This is a genomic window from Chelatococcus sp. HY11, assembly GCF_018398335.1.
In the GTDB taxonomy this organism is placed as follows: Bacteria; Pseudomonadota; Alphaproteobacteria; order Rhizobiales; family Beijerinckiaceae; genus Chelatococcus.
In genome coordinates this window covers 2876573-2890976 of record NZ_JAHBRX010000001.1, presented here as the reverse complement: position 1 = coordinate 2890976, position 14404 = coordinate 2876573, and the positions used below count along the sequence as shown (strand labels likewise).

Genomic DNA, 14404 nt, shown 5'->3' with positions numbered 1-14404 from the left:
GCTTATAAATCGGATCTGGGTCTATAGGCTCGGCTTTACCAGAGCCATCAGCGTACCGGCATATTCGGAAGCCATTTCAGGGGATAGCTGGGGCGCTTTACCGATATACCGCTTGATCGTCTCCAGCAGCAGCCGCTTGCGCGACGCGAGAGCTAGGAGATAGGCGGAGCAACTCTCCTCGAAGGTCTCCGCCGGGAATACCTTGCTCACCAGACCAAGCGCCAGGGCGTCCTCAGCTGAAATCTCCTCGCCTGAATAGATCAGATGCGCCAGAGCCTTCTCGGGTATCTTGCGTATGAGCGCGGACATGGCGAGCGTCGCCGGAATCGAATGCTTGATCTCAGGCAAGGCAAAACGCGCGCTGCGCGCCGCAAGGGTAATGTCGCATCCTCCGGCGAGCGCCGCGCCGAAGCCGATGGCGTTGCCTTGGACACAAGCGACGACAGGGATTGGACACGCCGCGATGGCGTCGTAGACGTCCAGCGTCACACCCATCTGCCTCTGGCGCGCGTCCCAAGGGAGGGCTTCCGCCGGCTCTCCCTTGCCATTGCGGCCGAGGCAGAAAGCCCCCCCTCCGGGCGCAATTGCGACAACCGAGACATCGGGATCAGCGCCCGCCAAGCGGATCGCCTCACTGAGCATCGTCATCTGTTGACGCGTCAGCATATTTCCGGTGTTGGCCCCGCCCAGTTCAATCCAGGCGATAGCCGCTTCCACCCTGACCAGTCGCGGTCCGCTATCGGCAATTGTGAGCATTTTCCCTCAGATTGCATACGAGATTTATGATAGTGCATTTTTAAAACTCCGACTAGTGTATTAATCGATCGATTTCCCGTACAAGCTTTCCGCGGGTGTGGAGGATGCGCATGAGCCGATTCGAGATCGCCGAGACCGAGTGGGACGAGCGACAGCAAGCCTTCGCGCAACAGCTGCGGGGCAGCGCACGGGGCAAGATCGGCCGGCCATTCCTCAATCTCCTGCCGGCGCCCGAGCTCGCGCAACGCGTTGCCGACCTCGGTGAATGGCTGCGTTTCAAGGGGGCTGTGGCGGCGGATGTGCGGGAGCTGGTCACCCTCGCGGCGGCCGAATTCTGGCGTTGTCCCTATGAATGGCTCGCTCATGCGCCACTGGCCCGCAAGGCCGGGTTGGATGTCACGGCGCTGGCCGGGCTGGCACGGGGAGAAAACGTTGAGGCGCTCACACATGCGCAGCGCGTCGCGCTCGAAGCCGCCCGGTCCGTGCTCCATTCCGGCAAGCTGGATGACGCGCAATTTCAAAGGGTCGCTGAGGTTTTCGGGCGTGAGGGGGCTCTCGAGATCGTCTGCCTGTGCGGGTATTATGGGCTGCTCGCCATGGTTATCCATGCCGGCTATGCAGATGCCGAGCAGCCCGACTGGCAGGAGTCGGTCGACGCGACGCTTGAGGCGGCCGGCTGAAGATGCCGGCCGTTCTCCACGCAATCGGCGCGTTGCTGATCGGAGCCTGTGGCGGCGCGGTATTTCTGTTCCTCCATCTGCCATTGCCCTGGACGCTCGGCTCACTGACCGCCGTGGGGATCGCTGCGGCCTTGGGCAGCCCGTTCCTCATTCCAGCCCAGGTCCGGCACGTCGCGCGCCCGGTCGTCGGCGTGTTGGCTGGAAGCACCTTCACGGCGGAGGTGCTGGGCAACATTGTTCTCTGGTGGCCGATCATCCCCGCGATGCTCCTTTACACGCTGGCCACCGCGTTCCTTGGCTGGCTCTACTTCCAGCGTCTGTGCAAATTCGATCGGGGGACGGCACTCTTCGCGAGCTTTCCCGGAGGCCTCGGCGAACTCACGCTGTTGGGAGGCTCGCTCGGCGCGGACAGTCGCAAGCTCGCGCTTGTTCATTCGGCACGGGTCATCACCGTCATCTTCTGCGTGCCCTTCCTGGTCCAGGCGCTTGTCGCGGGGCCCGTGAACGGTGGCAATGTCGCGGTCACCGCCAGCCATAGCGCCACTATCGCGCCTCTCGACTGGCTCATCCTTGGCGCCTGCGCTGTTGGCGGATATTTCACGCGCAATGCCTTCCGTTTGGTGGGCGGTGCGATGGTCGCCGCGCTGCTGTTCAGCGCCGTGGCACATGCGAGCGGTTTGACAGGCGCGCAGCCGCCAGCGTGGCTGGTCGCGCTGGTTCAGGTGACGATCGGCGCTATCGTCGGCTCGCGATTGGGCGGCACCACTCATCGTGAGCTCGGCCGCACCATGGTGCAGGGCGCGCTTTGGTCACTCGTGCTGATCGGCCTCGCGGTCGCGACGGCGTTCGCCTGCAGCCAACTCGTCAGCTTCGACGTGCCGACCCTCATCCTGGCGCTGTCGCCCGGCGGTTTGGTGGAAATCACGCTGCTGGCCTATGCGATAGGCTTCGAGGTCGCCTTTGTCGTCACGACCCAGATCTGCCGGATCGTCGGCACGATGGTTCTGGCGCCGCTGATGTTCCAGCTTTTCGACAACAGAAATCCATGACGATGGGAGACGATATGAGCGCAACCGTATCGGCCGAGATGATCACGCGCGGCGCGGAGGCCACGCTTGAAGTTCTGAAACAGGGCGAAGGTCCGCTGGTCGTCATGCTGCCGTCGCTTGGCCGCCCGGCGACGGACTTCGATCCCATCGCCCGCATCGTCGCGGAGCGCGGCTACACCGTGCTGCGGCCGCAGCCTCGCGGCATCGGCCGCAGCAGGTCGCCGGCTCCTTACAAAGACCTGCACGATTGTGCCGCCGATATCGCGACCGTGATCGAGGCCTACGGCGGCGGTCCGGCCTTCGTGGCGGGACATGCCTTTGGCAACCGCGTAACGCGCATGCTCGCGACCGATCGGCCGGATCTGATCAGTGGCATATCGATCATCGCGGCCAATGTCGGCATTGCCCCCAGCGGCCCGAAGATGCGCGCGGCTATCCGGGCAAGCGCCAATGCCGACCTGCCGGACGATGAGAGGCTCGAAGCGCTGCGTTTTGCATTTTTCGCGCCCGGCAACGACCCGACGGGTTGGTTGAAGGATTGGTATCCGGAGGTGTTGGCCGCCCAGCGACACGCCGGTGACCAGACGCCGCGCAGCGAGGACTATGCCGGCGGCACAGGGCCGTTGCTCTATCTGCAGCCGGATACCGATCCCCTCGCCCATGTCGAGGACGCGGAGATCTTCAAGAAAGAGCTGGGCGATCGCGTGACCGTGGTCGTCATACCCCATGCCAGCCATGCCGCCTTGCCGGAGCAGCCGGATTTCATAGCCGCGCAACTACTCTCCTTCATGGAGCGTATCCTCCCTGCGAGGGCGGCATGACGGAACTGCACTGGACGGAACGCGATGGCGTCAGCCTCCATTACAAGCTCTCGGGATCCGGCAGGAGCCTGGTCCTGATCCACGAGCTGTCCGGGACATCGGACAGCTGGGACGAGGTCTTGAAGCGGCTGGGTGACGGCTATCGCGTGTTGCGCGCGGACCAGCGCGGCGCGGGGCTTTCTGAAAAGGTCCGGCAGCCCTTCGATGTCACGACAATGGCGGCAGATACCCTTGCCGTGATTGCGGCGGCTGGCCTCGATGCCCCCTACACGATCGCCGGCATAGCCTCCGGCGCCGCGATCGCCGTTGAGCTCGCGGCCCTGCTGGGCCGGGACGTCGAGCAGCTTCTGCTGTGCTCGCCGGCGCTGAAAGCCAATCCCGACAGGCGAGACTATCTCCTCCAACGCGGTGCGAAGGCCTGCCGCGAAGGTATGCGCTTGATCATCGACGTTGTATTTGAGCGCTCTTTCCCGGAAGACACGATCACGGACCGCGCAGTCTACGACGAATACCGGTCCCGTTTCCTGGCCATTGATCCGTTCTGCTATGAGCAGGCAAACGCCATGCTGGCCAACGTCGACGTCACGGAGGCGAAGTCGAAGCTGGAGTGTCCGGTGCTGGTGCTGGCCGGCACACGCGACCTGTTGCGTCCGGTGGGCCACGTCCGTGCCGACGTCGCAGGAATCGCGAATTGCGACCTGCGTGTCGTTGAAAGCGGTCACATCATGATCCTGCAGGCGCCGGAAGCAGTCGCCGGCGCCCTTCGTGATCTTCACCAGTCAAGCGGCGTGAAGGCGTAATCGTCGCCGTTTCGCGCGACAAGCCCGCGGTAGGGCCATCCGAAATGCATGGGCATGACGATGGCCCGGCTGCGCGCCGCGCGCGCCAGGAACGCGGCCCGCGTCTGCCGGGCGCGCTCGGGCCAGATGCAGTAGCGGGTGTTGAGCGCGGGAAAGCGGATCTGGAGCGGACTGTGCATGATGTCGGCCGCGAAGACGGCGCTTCCGCCTGACCCGTCGTTCAGCCACAGCGTGACTTGCCCGGGTGTGTGGCCGGCCGCATCCTCGACCTCGAACCGCCCAAGCAGGTGATCGCCCGGCGCGAAGAGGTCGACAAGGCCGGCATCGATGAGCGGGATCACGCTGTCGGCCCAGGCACCGCTGTTGATGCCTGTCTCGCCCGCCACGTAACGCTCGCGCACATAGTCGAATTCCGCATGCGGGATATGGTGGCGCGCATTGGGAAACGCCGGCCGCCAGGCACTGTCCTGCATAAGCGTGCACCCGCCGACATGGTCAGCATGCAGATGGGTCAGGATGACGTCCGTGACGCTGTCCCCAGTCGCGCCCGCTGCGGCGAGCCAGGCGGGAGCAAGCGTATTCAGCCTATTCTGGCGTTCGGCGGGGCGGGTCTTTCCGTTGCCGATACCGGGGTCGATGAGCACGGTGGTCGTGCCGAACTGCACCATCCAGATTTGAATCGTGACGACGAGCCGGTCGATCGACGGCTGATAGTGATGAGGAGCGAGCCAGCCGGTTTCGTCTTGAAGCGCGATCGCCGGCAGATCCGGAAAAAGGAAGGCAGGATCATGGGTCGGCCCGGACATCTCCAGGACACGCGTGATGCGGAGGTCACCGAACTGGTGGGACTGGCACAGCATTCCTGCCTCGCGTGAAGGATAAAGAGAAGCAGCCAGCTCCCCGTGGAACTGGCTGCTGCTGACGTTGTACGAGAAAGCCTCAGCGTGCGACGAGCTTGATACCGGCCTTCTCAAGGATACCTCGCAGCTGTTCAGTGTATTCGGTAATGAATTTCAAGGTTTCCTCGGGAGTCGTGAAGGCAGGCTCGAAGCCGTTTTCGGCTACATAGTCCTTCCATTCCTGCGTCTCGGTCGCCTTCCGGATCATGTCGCTGTAATACGCGACCACTTCCTTCGGCGTGCCGGGAGGCGCGACGATGCCGCGGATCTGCGGCAGGTTCGGAATGTTGAAGCCCGCCTCCTGGAGCGTCGGAACATCAGGGAAGCCCGGGAGCCGCTTGTCGGCCACGGCCGCGATCACGCGCATCGCGCCACTTCGGACCTGGGAAGTCGCCTCACCGGGCTCCACGATCATCATGTTGACGTGACCGCCAAGCAACGCCGAAAGCCGCTCGCCGCCCGAGGGAAACGATATGAACTGCCAGTCAGCACCGGTCGCGCCCATCAGCAACTGGCGCAGAACGTTCTCACGCGCGAGAACCGACCCGCCGGACTGGCTGAGCTTGCCCGGCGCGGCCTTGGCGGCGTCGATGAAGTCCTGAAGCGTCTTGTAGGGCGAATCGGCCTTGACCGCGATAAGGCCGGGCTCGCGGATGACCAGCGCGACAGGCGTCATGCTGGTTAGCGGGTTCGTCGCTTCGGCGGAGACGAGTGGATCCGTTATCCAGATGTTCGTGAACACGCCCAACGTGTTCTCATTACCGGCCTTGCTTGCCAGATAGGCGGCCGCGGTCGTGCTGCCGCCGCCGGGCTTGTTGGCGACCTGAATCCGAACGGGCGAGAGCTTGTTCTTGTCGATCACCGTGATCAAGGCACGGGCGAAAACGTCATTGCCCGATCCCGGGCCGGCGTGGACCGCGATTTCCAGTGGGCGTTTCGGCGTAAACTGTGCCTGCGCTGTCGATACAGAGGTAAACGATAGGGTGGCGACGACCGCCGTCGCCAGCAAGGCCGAGAGTTTCATGCGTTCCTCCTATGGATACTTGTTTGTAAGCTTCACGCGCCTTCGCTGATGGCCCGGACACGGGCACGATTGAACCAGCTGACCAGCGGCAACAGCAGGATGACGACCGCCGCTATCAGTAGGACCAGCGAGATGGGACGCTGGAAGAAGGTCGTGAGATCGCCCTGCGACATCATCAGCGATTGGCGTAGCGCGCGTTCCATCGCGTCGCCAAGCACAAAGCCGAGGATGAGCGGTGCGCTCGGGAAACCCGTCTTCGCCATCAGGAAGCCGAGCAGACCGAAGGCCGCCAGGAGTTCGACGTCGAAGATGCGCTCCGAGACGCTGTAAGCCCCGATGATCGACAGGCCGAAGATGACGGGAAACAGGATCCATGTCGGCACGCGCAAGAGCTGCGCGAAGAGCGGAACGAGCGGCAGGTTGAGAAGAAGCAGGACGACGTTGCCGACATACATGGAGGCAACGAGGCCCCAAAAGATATCCGGTGATTCCGTGATCATCAGTGGCCCGGGACGGATGCCCCAGAGAACGAGCGCCGACAACAGAATGGCGGTGGTGCCGCCGCCCGGGATGCCGAGTGTCAGCAGGGGAACGAGTGCGCCGCCGGTATCCGCGTTATTCGCGCCTTCCGGCGCTGCCAGCCCTTCCGGCGCCCCCTTGCCGAACATCTCCTTGCGCTTCGAGACAGCCTTCTCGATGCCATAGGCGATAAAGGATGCGATCGCCGACCCGGCTCCCGGCAGCACGCCGATGATGAATCCCGTGAACGAGCCGTTCACGAACGCGAAGCGCGACGCCTTCAACTCCTCGCGGCTTGGCAGGAGATTGCGGAAGCCCTTCGGCACGGGAATCAGCGTGCCTTCCTGCCGGTGCTGGATGGTGGTCAGGATTTCCGCGATGGCAAAGACACCGATGGCGATCACGACGAAGTCGAGCCCGCCGAGAAGTTCACTGCGGCCGAACGTGAAGCGTGACTGCGCGGAGAAGAGATCGATGCCGATGGTCGATAGCCACAGGCCAACGAGCAGCGCGAGCAGGCCCTTGAGCAGCGAGGCTCCCGACAGCAGGACAACCAGCGAGAGGCCGAAGGCCATCAACGCGAAATATTCCGGCGCCGAGAAGGACAGTGCGAAGCGGGCGACCGCCGGGGCGACGAGCGTGAGCAGCACGATGCCCACGGTGCCGGCGATGAAGGACGCGATCGCCGCGATGCCGAGCGCCGCGCCGGCACGCCCGTTGCGCGCCATCTGGTAACCGTCGATGCAGGACACGACCGAGCTCGACTCGCCCGGCATGTTGAGCAGGATCGATGTTGTCGAGCCCCCATATTTGGCGCCGTAGTAGATGCCCGTCAGCATGATGATGCCGCCGGCTGGATCCATGTTCAGTGTGAGGGGCATCAAGATGGCGATCGTCGCCGCGGGTCCGAGGCCCGGCAGAATTCCGACGACGGTTCCCAGAAAGCACCCGACGAAGCACCAGAGCAGGTTCTGCGGCACCAGCGCGATGCCGAAGCCATGGGCGAGCCCGTTGATAATGTCCATGATTTAGATACCTAGCGGGCCGATGGGCAGATCGAGCTGCAACAAGACGACAAATATGAGCTTGAAGACCGCGGTGATCGCCACGGACGCCACGATTGCCCGCAGCAGTGGCTGCCGGAAGACGATGTGGATCAGGCAGAGGCAAAGCAGCGTGAAGGCGATGACGAAGCCGAGAAAGGGCATCAGAGCCGTCGCGATGACGAAGGCGAGCCAGGTGACGATGGCACGGCCAACGCCCCGCCAGTCGATTGGCTCATGAGTCTCGCTGATGCCTTTGAAAAGAGCGTGTCCGACCAGCGCCAGCGACAGCGCCACGATACAGATGCCGTACCACAGGGGGAAAAAGCCAGGTCCCGGCCCGTTCGCGGTCATATAGTCCCAGGTGGAAGCCCTTGAAATGATGTAGGTACCCAACGCCGCCAGGAGAGCGCCGGAAACGATATCCCCGTCGCGGACGATGCTGCCAAGTCGTGACATAAAGGACGACCCCCCTGAATATTATGCACTTTATGGTGCAAATTTATGCAGCACAACCATTTTCGTCAACATAAATCGAATTCTTGTATGCAAGATGATTTGTTTCGTATTGCACGCGGGGCGTGCCGGGGTTAAATCAAGAGGCGCCGCGTTTGTGTGCTGTCATCATGCGCGGACAGGTTTATGCGTCGTACGGATTGGTGCCGGGACGGAGCGTCGGTTGAATGGATGTAGCGCCGAATTCGCGGAACAAGCTGCGCAACAAGATCGAGGAGGATATCGTCAACGGCGTATTCCTCCCCGGGCAGCGCATGGATGAAGTGTCGGTCGCGGAGCGGTTCGGTGTCTCGCGAACGCCGGTACGCGAGGCGTTGATGCAACTGGCTTCAATCGGGCTGGTGGAGATCCGCCCGCGCCGCGGCGCCATCGTCGCGCAGATTGGGCCGGAGCGCCTCGTCCAGATGTTCGAGGTGATGGCGGAATACGAAAGCATGGCCGGCCGTCTGGCGGCGCGCAGATATACGGATGCCGACCGGGTGGCGATCTCGATCCGCCACGCGGCCTGTGCCGATGCCGTGGCGCGTGATGACTCGGTGACCTACTATGAGGAGAACGAGGCTTTCCACTTTGCCATCTACGCGGCGAGCCACAACGATTTCCTGATTGAACAGGCCACCGCGTTGCACAGGCGGTTGAAGCCCTACCGTCGTCGGCGCCAACGCTTTCGCAAACGCATGCACGTCTCCTTTGCCGAGCATGAGCAGATCGTGGATGCGATTTTCGCGATGGATGGCGAGCGCGCATCCGGCCTGCTGCGATCCCACATCATCATGCAAGGTGAGCAGTTCAACGACTTCATCGCATCGTTGCACCTCGACGATACGGACGACCAGGCCGGTCGCTGACCTAAATCCTGGCCCGCTTCCGCCGCGCGACGATGGCGGCAGCGCGATCGTCGTAGGATTTCTCCCTGGACTGGAACGCGTCTAACCCGACCAGTTCATAGTACTCTGGTAGTGGCATGAGCTGATCCGCGAGATCAGCCGCGCTCCCGGTCGCTGCCAGCTTGGCAATTGCCCTGCGCACACCCTGAGCCGCCGCAAACAAGCTGATCGATGGCATCGTGACGGCCGCGACCCCCAGCTCTCGCATTCCCTCGAGGCCTGTTGGATGGTTACCGGCCGCCTGTGACAGCGTGGCGAAATGGGGGCCGGGTATTTCCGCCATCGAACGGGCGATCTGCGCGCGCGTATCGGCACCCTGGGGTTTGGCCATGTCAACGCCGGCCTCGACGAACATCTGACAGCGCTCGATCGCATCGTCGAGCCCCGTCAGGCTTAGGCAATCTGTGCGCGTGCCGATGAAGAAGTGCGCGTCCGTCCTGGCATCGAGCGCGGCCGCGATGCGCGCCAACATGACCTCGACCGGTACGACCTGCTTGCCCGGCAAATAACCGCAGCGATTAGGAAAGACCTGGTCGCTGAAGAAGAGACCGGCCGCCCCTGTCGCCTCAAGAGCACGAACCGCCTTCGCGACATTGTGCACACCGCCGAAGCCGGTATCCGCGTCGACATAGACGGGGATTTCGACGGCGCCGACGATACGGGCGTAATGATCGACCATGTCACGCATGTTCGATTGGCCACCGTCAGGCTCGCCCATCATCGAGCCGATCGCCGCATAGCCCCCGGCGACGAGGGCATGGAATCCTTCCGCCTCGATGATACGCGCCGAAAGCCCGTCATAGGCCCCCGGCATCACCAGCAAGTTCCGGTCATCGACGAGTTCCCGGAACGTCGAGCGTCGGCTCATGTGAAGGCTCCTGTAACAAGACCCGTTGCCATCAAGGCTTAGTTCTAGGGTTCTGTCGCATTGATGTACACAGAAATACCATCCTCGTAGACAAGAATTGAAATCTTGTCGGCAGGAGGCTGCCCTCTTACCCTTATCGCGAGAGCCGGTTGCGATGGCATGCCTATTCATCGGACATCAGACAAATTTTCGGTAAGATCGACCTCTGACTGTGGCCTTGGGCGGGCTTCTCGCTCATTATCCCGGGCGGGAGTGACGCCTTACAGGCATCCAATCAGATCACGCAATCAGATCACGCAAGCCGGAGAAGCCGATGCTGTCTGCAGAAACCCGCCAGAAGCTGAAATCCGTGAGCACCGCGACGCTGAGCACGGCGCTGTTCAAGCGGGGATTGCGCAATCAGTTCATCCAGGATGTCAGCCCCTTGCAGTTCAAGGGCGACAACATGGTGGGCGAAGCTTTCACGCTTCGCTATATCCCGGCGCGCGAGGATCTGAACACCATCGACGTCTTTCGTGATCGTTCTCACCCGCAGCGCAAGGCCGTCGAAGAATGCCCGCCGGGCTCTGTAATGGTTTTCGACAGCCGCAAGGACGCACGTGCGGCATCGGCTGGCGCCATTCTTGTCTCCCGGCTCATGATGCGCGGGGTCGCTGGTGTCGTGACCGACGGCGGCTTTCGCGACAGCCCCGATATCGCGGCGTTGGCGATCCCGGCCTATCACCACCGCCCTTCCGCTCCCACCAATCTGACCCACCATCAGGCGCTCGATATCAACGTGCCCATCGGTTGCGGCGATGTCGCCGTGTTTCCCGGTGATGTCGTTGTCGGCGATGGTGAGGGGGTGATCGTCATTCCCGCCCATCTCGCTAATGAGATCGCGAGCGAGGCGGTGGAAATGACCGCCTTTGAGGACTTCGTCCAGCAGGAGGTCCTGAAGGGCCGTTCAATCCTCGGTCTTTACCCGCCCACAGATCCCCAGACGCAGACCGACTATGCGGCATGGCGGCAGGCTAACGGCCGCTAGTTCCCTGGCCGAGAGGCGAGGGCGATGCCGGCTATCTTCGGAACTGGCGCCATTCTTGCTTTTATGTTCACGCCAGCTGAAGAGAATCGGTATTTGATGGCCGGGAAGGCCACCTCCCTGTTCCCGGTTGGTCTGGGATCTGCTGTTTATGACGAAAGCCTCGCCTTACAACCCGTTGTCACTCCTCGCACTCGTGCGTGAACTCGTCGAGCGCGTAGGCAGCGGTGATGCAAAAACGAGCGCCGCTGAGGGCGATGATGAGCGGCTTGCCCTTGCGACATTGCTGGTGCATGTCGCCCGGATCGACGGTGTGATTGTCCCGGCCGAATGGGCGCGCCTGGAAGCGGTGCTGAGAGACGAGTTTTCCCTCACGTCCACTGATGCCGAGGCGCTGGCCGCGCAGGGCGATCTGGCGGATCGGGGCAGCGCCGATGTCGAAACGCTGATCGCACCCTTGCGCCGACGCCTTGATATCGCCGCAAGAACGCGTCTTCTCCATCTGGCGTGGGATCTGGCGCAGGCCGATGGTGAAGTGCGCGAGCTCGAGGACGATCTGATCTGGCAGCTGGCACGCCTGCTGGGCCTCGATGAAGCGGTCGTCGCCGATCTACGCCGTCAGCCTCTTCATTCACCTGAGGATCGTTGAAGCATGCACGATAGAACGGCCCGTTCCTTGGACATCCGCCCATCGACGGGCCAGGCTCGGGCGAGGCAACCGGTCCTCGTGGTCCTGCACCAGGAGCATTCCACGCCCGGACGGGTGGGGCGTCTGATCGCCGCTCAGGGGCATGCTCTCGATATACGCCGCCCGCGCTTCGGGGATCCACTGCCGGATACGCTTGAATTCCACGACGGCGTCGTGATCTTCGGCGGCCCGATGAGCGCCAATGACGACGAGCCCTGGCTACGCGGGGAGATCGGTTGGATCGGGCGTGTTCTCAAGGCGGAGAAGCCCTTTCTCGGCCTTTGCCTCGGCGCGCAGATGCTCGTCAAGCATATGGGTGGACGCGTAGCCGCACATGCCGAGGGGCGGGCCGAAATCGGCTATTTCCCGATTCATCCCACTTTCGCCGGAGAAGACTTCGCCAGCCGCCTCGGCGTACCCTGGCCGTCCCATGTCTATCAGTGGCACCGCGAGGGGCTTGACGATCCGGCCGGCGTATCAGTCCTCGCTACGGGGACGGACTTTCCCGTGCAGGCCATCCAGGTTGGTCCTGCCGCCTTCGGTTTCCAGTTTCACCCGGAGGTGACGCACGCCATGGTCTATCGCTGGACGACGCGTGGCGTGGAGCGGCTCGCTCTACCGGGCGCGCAGGAGGCCCGGCTCCACCACAGCGGCCGTTTCATATACGATGGCGCCGTCGTGGCCTGGCTTGATACGTTTCTGAAGCGATGGCTCCAAGGAATACCGACGGGATCCCCAATGGCGATCCCCGGGAAAATGGCGCCTGGGGCCGGCTGATACCGGATCAGCGAGAGATCGTCACAGGAGCGCCGGACTTGGCGATCACGCCATTATAAGCGCCTGAGCCGCCCTTGAGGCGGGCGACAACGCTGCCGCGGGAATAGAGATAAACCTCGTCGTCGCGCAGATCCCAGGCATTGACGCTCTGCAGATCCTTGTTGGCGCAGCCCGATGTTGACGCGCGATACAGGTCCAGCGACGGAGAACTCGACAGCGTCACGCGACACGAGCCGCCGGTTGCCTCACGCGCGGTCCAGGTGCCGGTGATCGCGGTGCGCGATGTCGGCGCGCGCGGCGTCGGTGCGCTCGCGCCGCTCCCGGGCGTTCCAAGGTTTGCCATGTTGTCGGGCTTTGGCTGGCCAAGCATGGGATCGACAGGCGCAGGCGCGCCGGGCGTCGGAAAGTTCGGATCCGAGGCAACCGACGTGCCGGGCGCCGGCGGCAAGGGGCTCGCGATGACCGTTGGGGCGGGGCCTGGCGCAATCGGCTCCATATCGTCGCTGATGGCGCGCGAATTACTACCGGGGCGGGGCTGGACGCCGCCGGACCGGTCGGAGAAACGATCGGAGCTTGTGCAGGCGCCAAGGCCAAGCAGCATCACGGCCGCCACGACGGGCCATTTGGGTCCAAAATCACGCACGATCAACTGCATCCTCTGCGCTCTCCCGCAAACTCGCCCGAGTTCGGTCAAGACCCGCGTCAGCTCGGAACTCCCTCAATGGTGTGCCTTAAGCAGAGGCATTGAGCAAGCACTGAGCACCGTCAACCATTAACCATGGCTATCAAAACCAGCCTATGCGGCTTCGGTATGACACACGGCCTCGATATTGTGGCCGTCCGGATCCCGCACGAAAGCACCATAATAATTGGGATGATAATGAGGCCGCAGGCCCGGCTCACCGTTGTCTGTCGCGCCGGCCGCCAGTGCCGCGGCATGGAAAGCGTCGACGGCGGCGTGGTTCTCTGCGCGGAAGGCGACGTGTATGGGTGGAGCGACCGGACCACCCGCGGCGATCCAGAAGTCGGGCTTCCCGTCACGCCCGAAGCCCGCCGTGGCGTCCGCGAATTCCATCGCCACGCTATAGCCGAGAGGTGCCAAAGCCCTTTCGTAGAAGGCTTTGGCCTTGGCATAGTCGGAAACTTGAAGGCTCAGATGGTCAATCATTATTGCCTCCCAATGCCACGGGCCGGCCATGTGGGCCAGCGGTCAGACATGGCAGCGCAGATCTTGGCAGCGCAGATCTGCGCTGCCGTCAAACCTGGCGAACGACCATCATCTGCTTGATCTCTGCGATGGCCTTCGCAGGGTTGAGGCCCTTCGGGCACACATTCGCACAATTCATGATCGTGTGGCAGCGATAGAGGCGGAAGGGGTCCTCCAGCTGGTCCAGACGCTCCCCTGTAGCCTCGTCGCGCGAATCGATCAGCCAGCGATAGGCCTGCAGCAACGCGGCCGGGCCGAGATAGCGATCGCCATTCCACCAGTAGCTTGGGCAGGAGGTCGAACAGCAGGCGCAGAGAATGCATTCATAAAGACCGTCGAGCTTCTGACGGTCCTCGTGGCTCTGCCGCCACTCCTTTTCGGGAGCTGGCGTCGTCGTCTGGAGCCAGGGCTCGATCGAGGCATGCTGGGCGTAGAAGCGCGTGAGATCGGGAACGAGATCCTTCACCACCGGCATATGCGGCAAGGGATAGATCTTCACGACGCCTTTGCGCTCGACCTCGTCGATGCCCTTGGTGCAGGCAAGCGTGTTGGCGCCGTCGATGTTCATGGCGCAGGAGCCGCAGATGCCTTCGCGGCAGGAGCGCCGGAAGGTCAGCGTGGGATCGACCTTGTTCTTGATCCAGATGATGGCGTCGAGCACCATCGGGCCGCAATCGTCCCGATCCACCGTATAGGTGTCGATCCTCGGGTTCTCGCCCGTGTCCGGATCCCAGCGGTAAACGCGGAAATCGGTCGTGTGCTTGGCGCCGGCCGGCTTCGGCCACACCTTGCCTTCAGTCATCCGGGAATTTTTGGGAAGGGCGAATTCGGCCATATCCTGAACCT

17 protein-coding genes are annotated in these 14404 nt (G+C 62.9%); 8 read left to right on the top strand and 9 right to left on the bottom strand.

Going from position 1 to position 14404, the window contains the following annotated elements:
* Nucleotides 1–21 precede the first annotated feature (21 nt).
* Entirely contained in the window at nucleotides 22–756 is a 735-nt protein-coding gene (locus tag KIO74_RS13225) for an enoyl-CoA hydratase/isomerase family protein (RefSeq protein WP_213332422.1), read from the bottom strand.
* 110 nt (nucleotides 757–866) lie between these two features.
* On the opposite strand from KIO74_RS13225, the gene KIO74_RS13220 reads away from it, so the two are divergent.
* From KIO74_RS13220 to KIO74_RS13205, 4 genes are read left to right on the top strand one after another with little or no spacing between them, the layout of a single operon-like run.
* Nucleotides 867–1436: a carboxymuconolactone decarboxylase family protein gene (locus tag KIO74_RS13220; RefSeq protein ID WP_213332421.1), complete on the top strand. Its 570-nt coding sequence runs from the start codon at nucleotides 867–869 to the stop codon at nucleotides 1434–1436.
* Between the two features lie 2 nt (nucleotides 1437–1438).
* Complete coding sequence (locus tag KIO74_RS13215) at nucleotides 1439–2485, top strand: AbrB family transcriptional regulator (RefSeq protein WP_213332420.1); 1047 nt, start codon at nucleotides 1439–1441, stop codon at nucleotides 2483–2485.
* A gap of 14 nt (nucleotides 2486–2499) precedes the next feature.
* Complete coding sequence (locus tag KIO74_RS13210; protein ID WP_213332419.1) at nucleotides 2500–3306, top strand: alpha/beta fold hydrolase; 807 nt, start codon at nucleotides 2500–2502, stop codon at nucleotides 3304–3306.
* A complete protein-coding gene (locus KIO74_RS13205) occupies nucleotides 3303–4106 on the top strand; it encodes an alpha/beta fold hydrolase (RefSeq protein ID WP_213332418.1) in 804 nt (267 codons plus the stop codon). Before KIO74_RS13210 ends, KIO74_RS13205 begins: the two co-directional genes overlap by 4 nt.
* On the opposite strand, the gene KIO74_RS13200 is transcribed toward KIO74_RS13205, so the two are convergent.
* From KIO74_RS13200 to KIO74_RS13185, 4 genes are all read right to left on the bottom strand, one after another.
* Nucleotides 4079–4966 (bottom strand): MBL fold metallo-hydrolase, encoded by an 888-nt coding sequence (locus tag KIO74_RS13200; RefSeq protein ID WP_213332417.1) that lies wholly within the window; start codon nucleotides 4964–4966, stop codon nucleotides 4079–4081. The genes KIO74_RS13205 and KIO74_RS13200 overlap by 28 nt on opposite strands.
* Before the next feature lie 79 nt (nucleotides 4967–5045).
* Nucleotides 5046–6029, bottom strand: coding sequence for a Bug family tripartite tricarboxylate transporter substrate binding protein (locus KIO74_RS13195; protein ID WP_213332416.1), 984 nt, complete (start codon nucleotides 6027–6029; stop codon nucleotides 5046–5048).
* A gap of 32 nt (nucleotides 6030–6061) precedes the next feature.
* Entirely contained in the window at nucleotides 6062–7573 is a 1512-nt protein-coding gene (locus KIO74_RS13190) for a tripartite tricarboxylate transporter permease (protein WP_213332415.1), read from the bottom strand.
* 3 nt (nucleotides 7574–7576) lie between these two features.
* Complete coding sequence (locus KIO74_RS13185) at nucleotides 7577–8050, bottom strand: tripartite tricarboxylate transporter TctB family protein (RefSeq protein ID WP_213332414.1); 474 nt, start codon at nucleotides 8048–8050, stop codon at nucleotides 7577–7579.
* Between the two features lie 224 nt (nucleotides 8051–8274).
* Here KIO74_RS13185 and KIO74_RS13180 point away from each other — a divergent pair, with 224 nt between their 5' ends.
* Complete coding sequence (locus KIO74_RS13180) at nucleotides 8275–8955, top strand: GntR family transcriptional regulator (RefSeq protein WP_213332413.1); 681 nt, start codon at nucleotides 8275–8277, stop codon at nucleotides 8953–8955.
* A 1-nt stretch (nucleotide 8956) separates the two neighbouring features.
* Here KIO74_RS13180 and KIO74_RS13175 read toward each other — a convergent pair whose 3' ends face one another.
* Nucleotides 8957–9862 (bottom strand): isocitrate lyase/PEP mutase family protein, encoded by a 906-nt coding sequence (locus KIO74_RS13175; protein WP_213332412.1) that lies wholly within the window; start codon nucleotides 9860–9862, stop codon nucleotides 8957–8959.
* A gap of 313 nt (nucleotides 9863–10175) precedes the next feature.
* Here KIO74_RS13175 and KIO74_RS13170 point away from each other — a divergent pair, with 313 nt between their 5' ends.
* From KIO74_RS13170 to KIO74_RS13160, 3 genes are all read left to right on the top strand, one after another.
* Nucleotides 10176–10889, top strand: a complete 714-nt coding sequence (locus KIO74_RS13170) for a ribonuclease activity regulator RraA (protein ID WP_213332411.1) — start codon at nucleotides 10176–10178, stop codon at nucleotides 10887–10889.
* Between the two features lie 148 nt (nucleotides 10890–11037).
* On the top strand, nucleotides 11038–11535 hold the full coding sequence (locus KIO74_RS13165; protein WP_213332410.1) for a tellurite resistance TerB family protein: 498 nt from the start codon (nucleotides 11038–11040) through the stop codon (nucleotides 11533–11535).
* 3 nt (nucleotides 11536–11538) lie between these two features.
* Nucleotides 11539–12351, top strand: a complete 813-nt coding sequence (locus KIO74_RS13160; protein ID WP_213332409.1) for a glutamine amidotransferase — start codon at nucleotides 11539–11541, stop codon at nucleotides 12349–12351.
* Nucleotides 12352–12358: 7 nt separating this feature from the next.
* On the opposite strand, the gene KIO74_RS13155 is transcribed toward KIO74_RS13160, so the two are convergent.
* The 3 genes from KIO74_RS13155 to KIO74_RS13145 form a co-directional block, all read right to left on the bottom strand.
* Nucleotides 12359–13006: an AprI/Inh family metalloprotease inhibitor gene (locus KIO74_RS13155; RefSeq protein WP_213332408.1), complete on the bottom strand. Its 648-nt coding sequence runs from the start codon at nucleotides 13004–13006 to the stop codon at nucleotides 12359–12361.
* Between the two features lie 141 nt (nucleotides 13007–13147).
* Complete coding sequence (locus KIO74_RS13150) at nucleotides 13148–13519, bottom strand: VOC family protein (protein ID WP_213332407.1); 372 nt, start codon at nucleotides 13517–13519, stop codon at nucleotides 13148–13150.
* Between the two features lie 88 nt (nucleotides 13520–13607).
* Nucleotides 13608–14393, bottom strand: coding sequence for a succinate dehydrogenase iron-sulfur subunit (locus KIO74_RS13145; RefSeq protein WP_213332406.1), 786 nt, complete (start codon nucleotides 14391–14393; stop codon nucleotides 13608–13610).
* Nucleotides 14394–14404 lie beyond the last annotated feature (11 nt).

Bases quoted from the DNA above. Each gene is read 5' to 3' on its own strand.
- KIO74_RS13225 (WP_213332422.1), bottom strand. From the start codon at position 756: ATGCTCACAATTGCCGATAGCGGACCGCGACTGGTCAGGGTGGAAGCG.
- KIO74_RS13220 (WP_213332421.1), top strand. From the start codon at position 867: ATGAGCCGATTCGAGATCGCCGAGACCGAGTGGGACGAGCGACAGCAA.
- KIO74_RS13215 (WP_213332420.1), top strand. From the start codon at position 1,439: ATGCCGGCCGTTCTCCACGCAATCGGCGCGTTGCTGATCGGAGCCTGT.
- KIO74_RS13210 (WP_213332419.1), top strand. From the start codon at position 2,500: ATGAGCGCAACCGTATCGGCCGAGATGATCACGCGCGGCGCGGAGGCC.
- KIO74_RS13205 (WP_213332418.1), top strand. From the start codon at position 3,303: ATGACGGAACTGCACTGGACGGAACGCGATGGCGTCAGCCTCCATTAC.
- KIO74_RS13200 (WP_213332417.1), bottom strand. From the start codon at position 4,966: ATGCTGTGCCAGTCCCACCAGTTCGGTGACCTCCGCATCACGCGTGTC.
- KIO74_RS13195 (WP_213332416.1), bottom strand. From the start codon at position 6,029: ATGAAACTCTCGGCCTTGCTGGCGACGGCGGTCGTCGCCACCCTATCG.
- KIO74_RS13190 (WP_213332415.1), bottom strand. From the start codon at position 7,573: ATGGACATTATCAACGGGCTCGCCCATGGCTTCGGCATCGCGCTGGTG.
- KIO74_RS13185 (WP_213332414.1), bottom strand. From the start codon at position 8,050: ATGTCACGACTTGGCAGCATCGTCCGCGACGGGGATATCGTTTCCGGC.
- KIO74_RS13180 (WP_213332413.1), top strand. From the start codon at position 8,275: ATGGATGTAGCGCCGAATTCGCGGAACAAGCTGCGCAACAAGATCGAG.
- KIO74_RS13175 (WP_213332412.1), bottom strand. From the start codon at position 9,862: ATGAGCCGACGCTCGACGTTCCGGGAACTCGTCGATGACCGGAACTTG.
- KIO74_RS13170 (WP_213332411.1), top strand. From the start codon at position 10,176: ATGCTGTCTGCAGAAACCCGCCAGAAGCTGAAATCCGTGAGCACCGCG.
- KIO74_RS13165 (WP_213332410.1), top strand. From the start codon at position 11,038: ATGACGAAAGCCTCGCCTTACAACCCGTTGTCACTCCTCGCACTCGTG.
- KIO74_RS13160 (WP_213332409.1), top strand. From the start codon at position 11,539: ATGCACGATAGAACGGCCCGTTCCTTGGACATCCGCCCATCGACGGGC.
- KIO74_RS13155 (WP_213332408.1), bottom strand. From the start codon at position 13,006: ATGCAGTTGATCGTGCGTGATTTTGGACCCAAATGGCCCGTCGTGGCG.
- KIO74_RS13150 (WP_213332407.1), bottom strand. From the start codon at position 13,519: ATGATTGACCATCTGAGCCTTCAAGTTTCCGACTATGCCAAGGCCAAA.
- KIO74_RS13145 (WP_213332406.1), bottom strand. From the start codon at position 14,393: ATGGCCGAATTCGCCCTTCCCAAAAATTCCCGGATGACTGAAGGCAAG.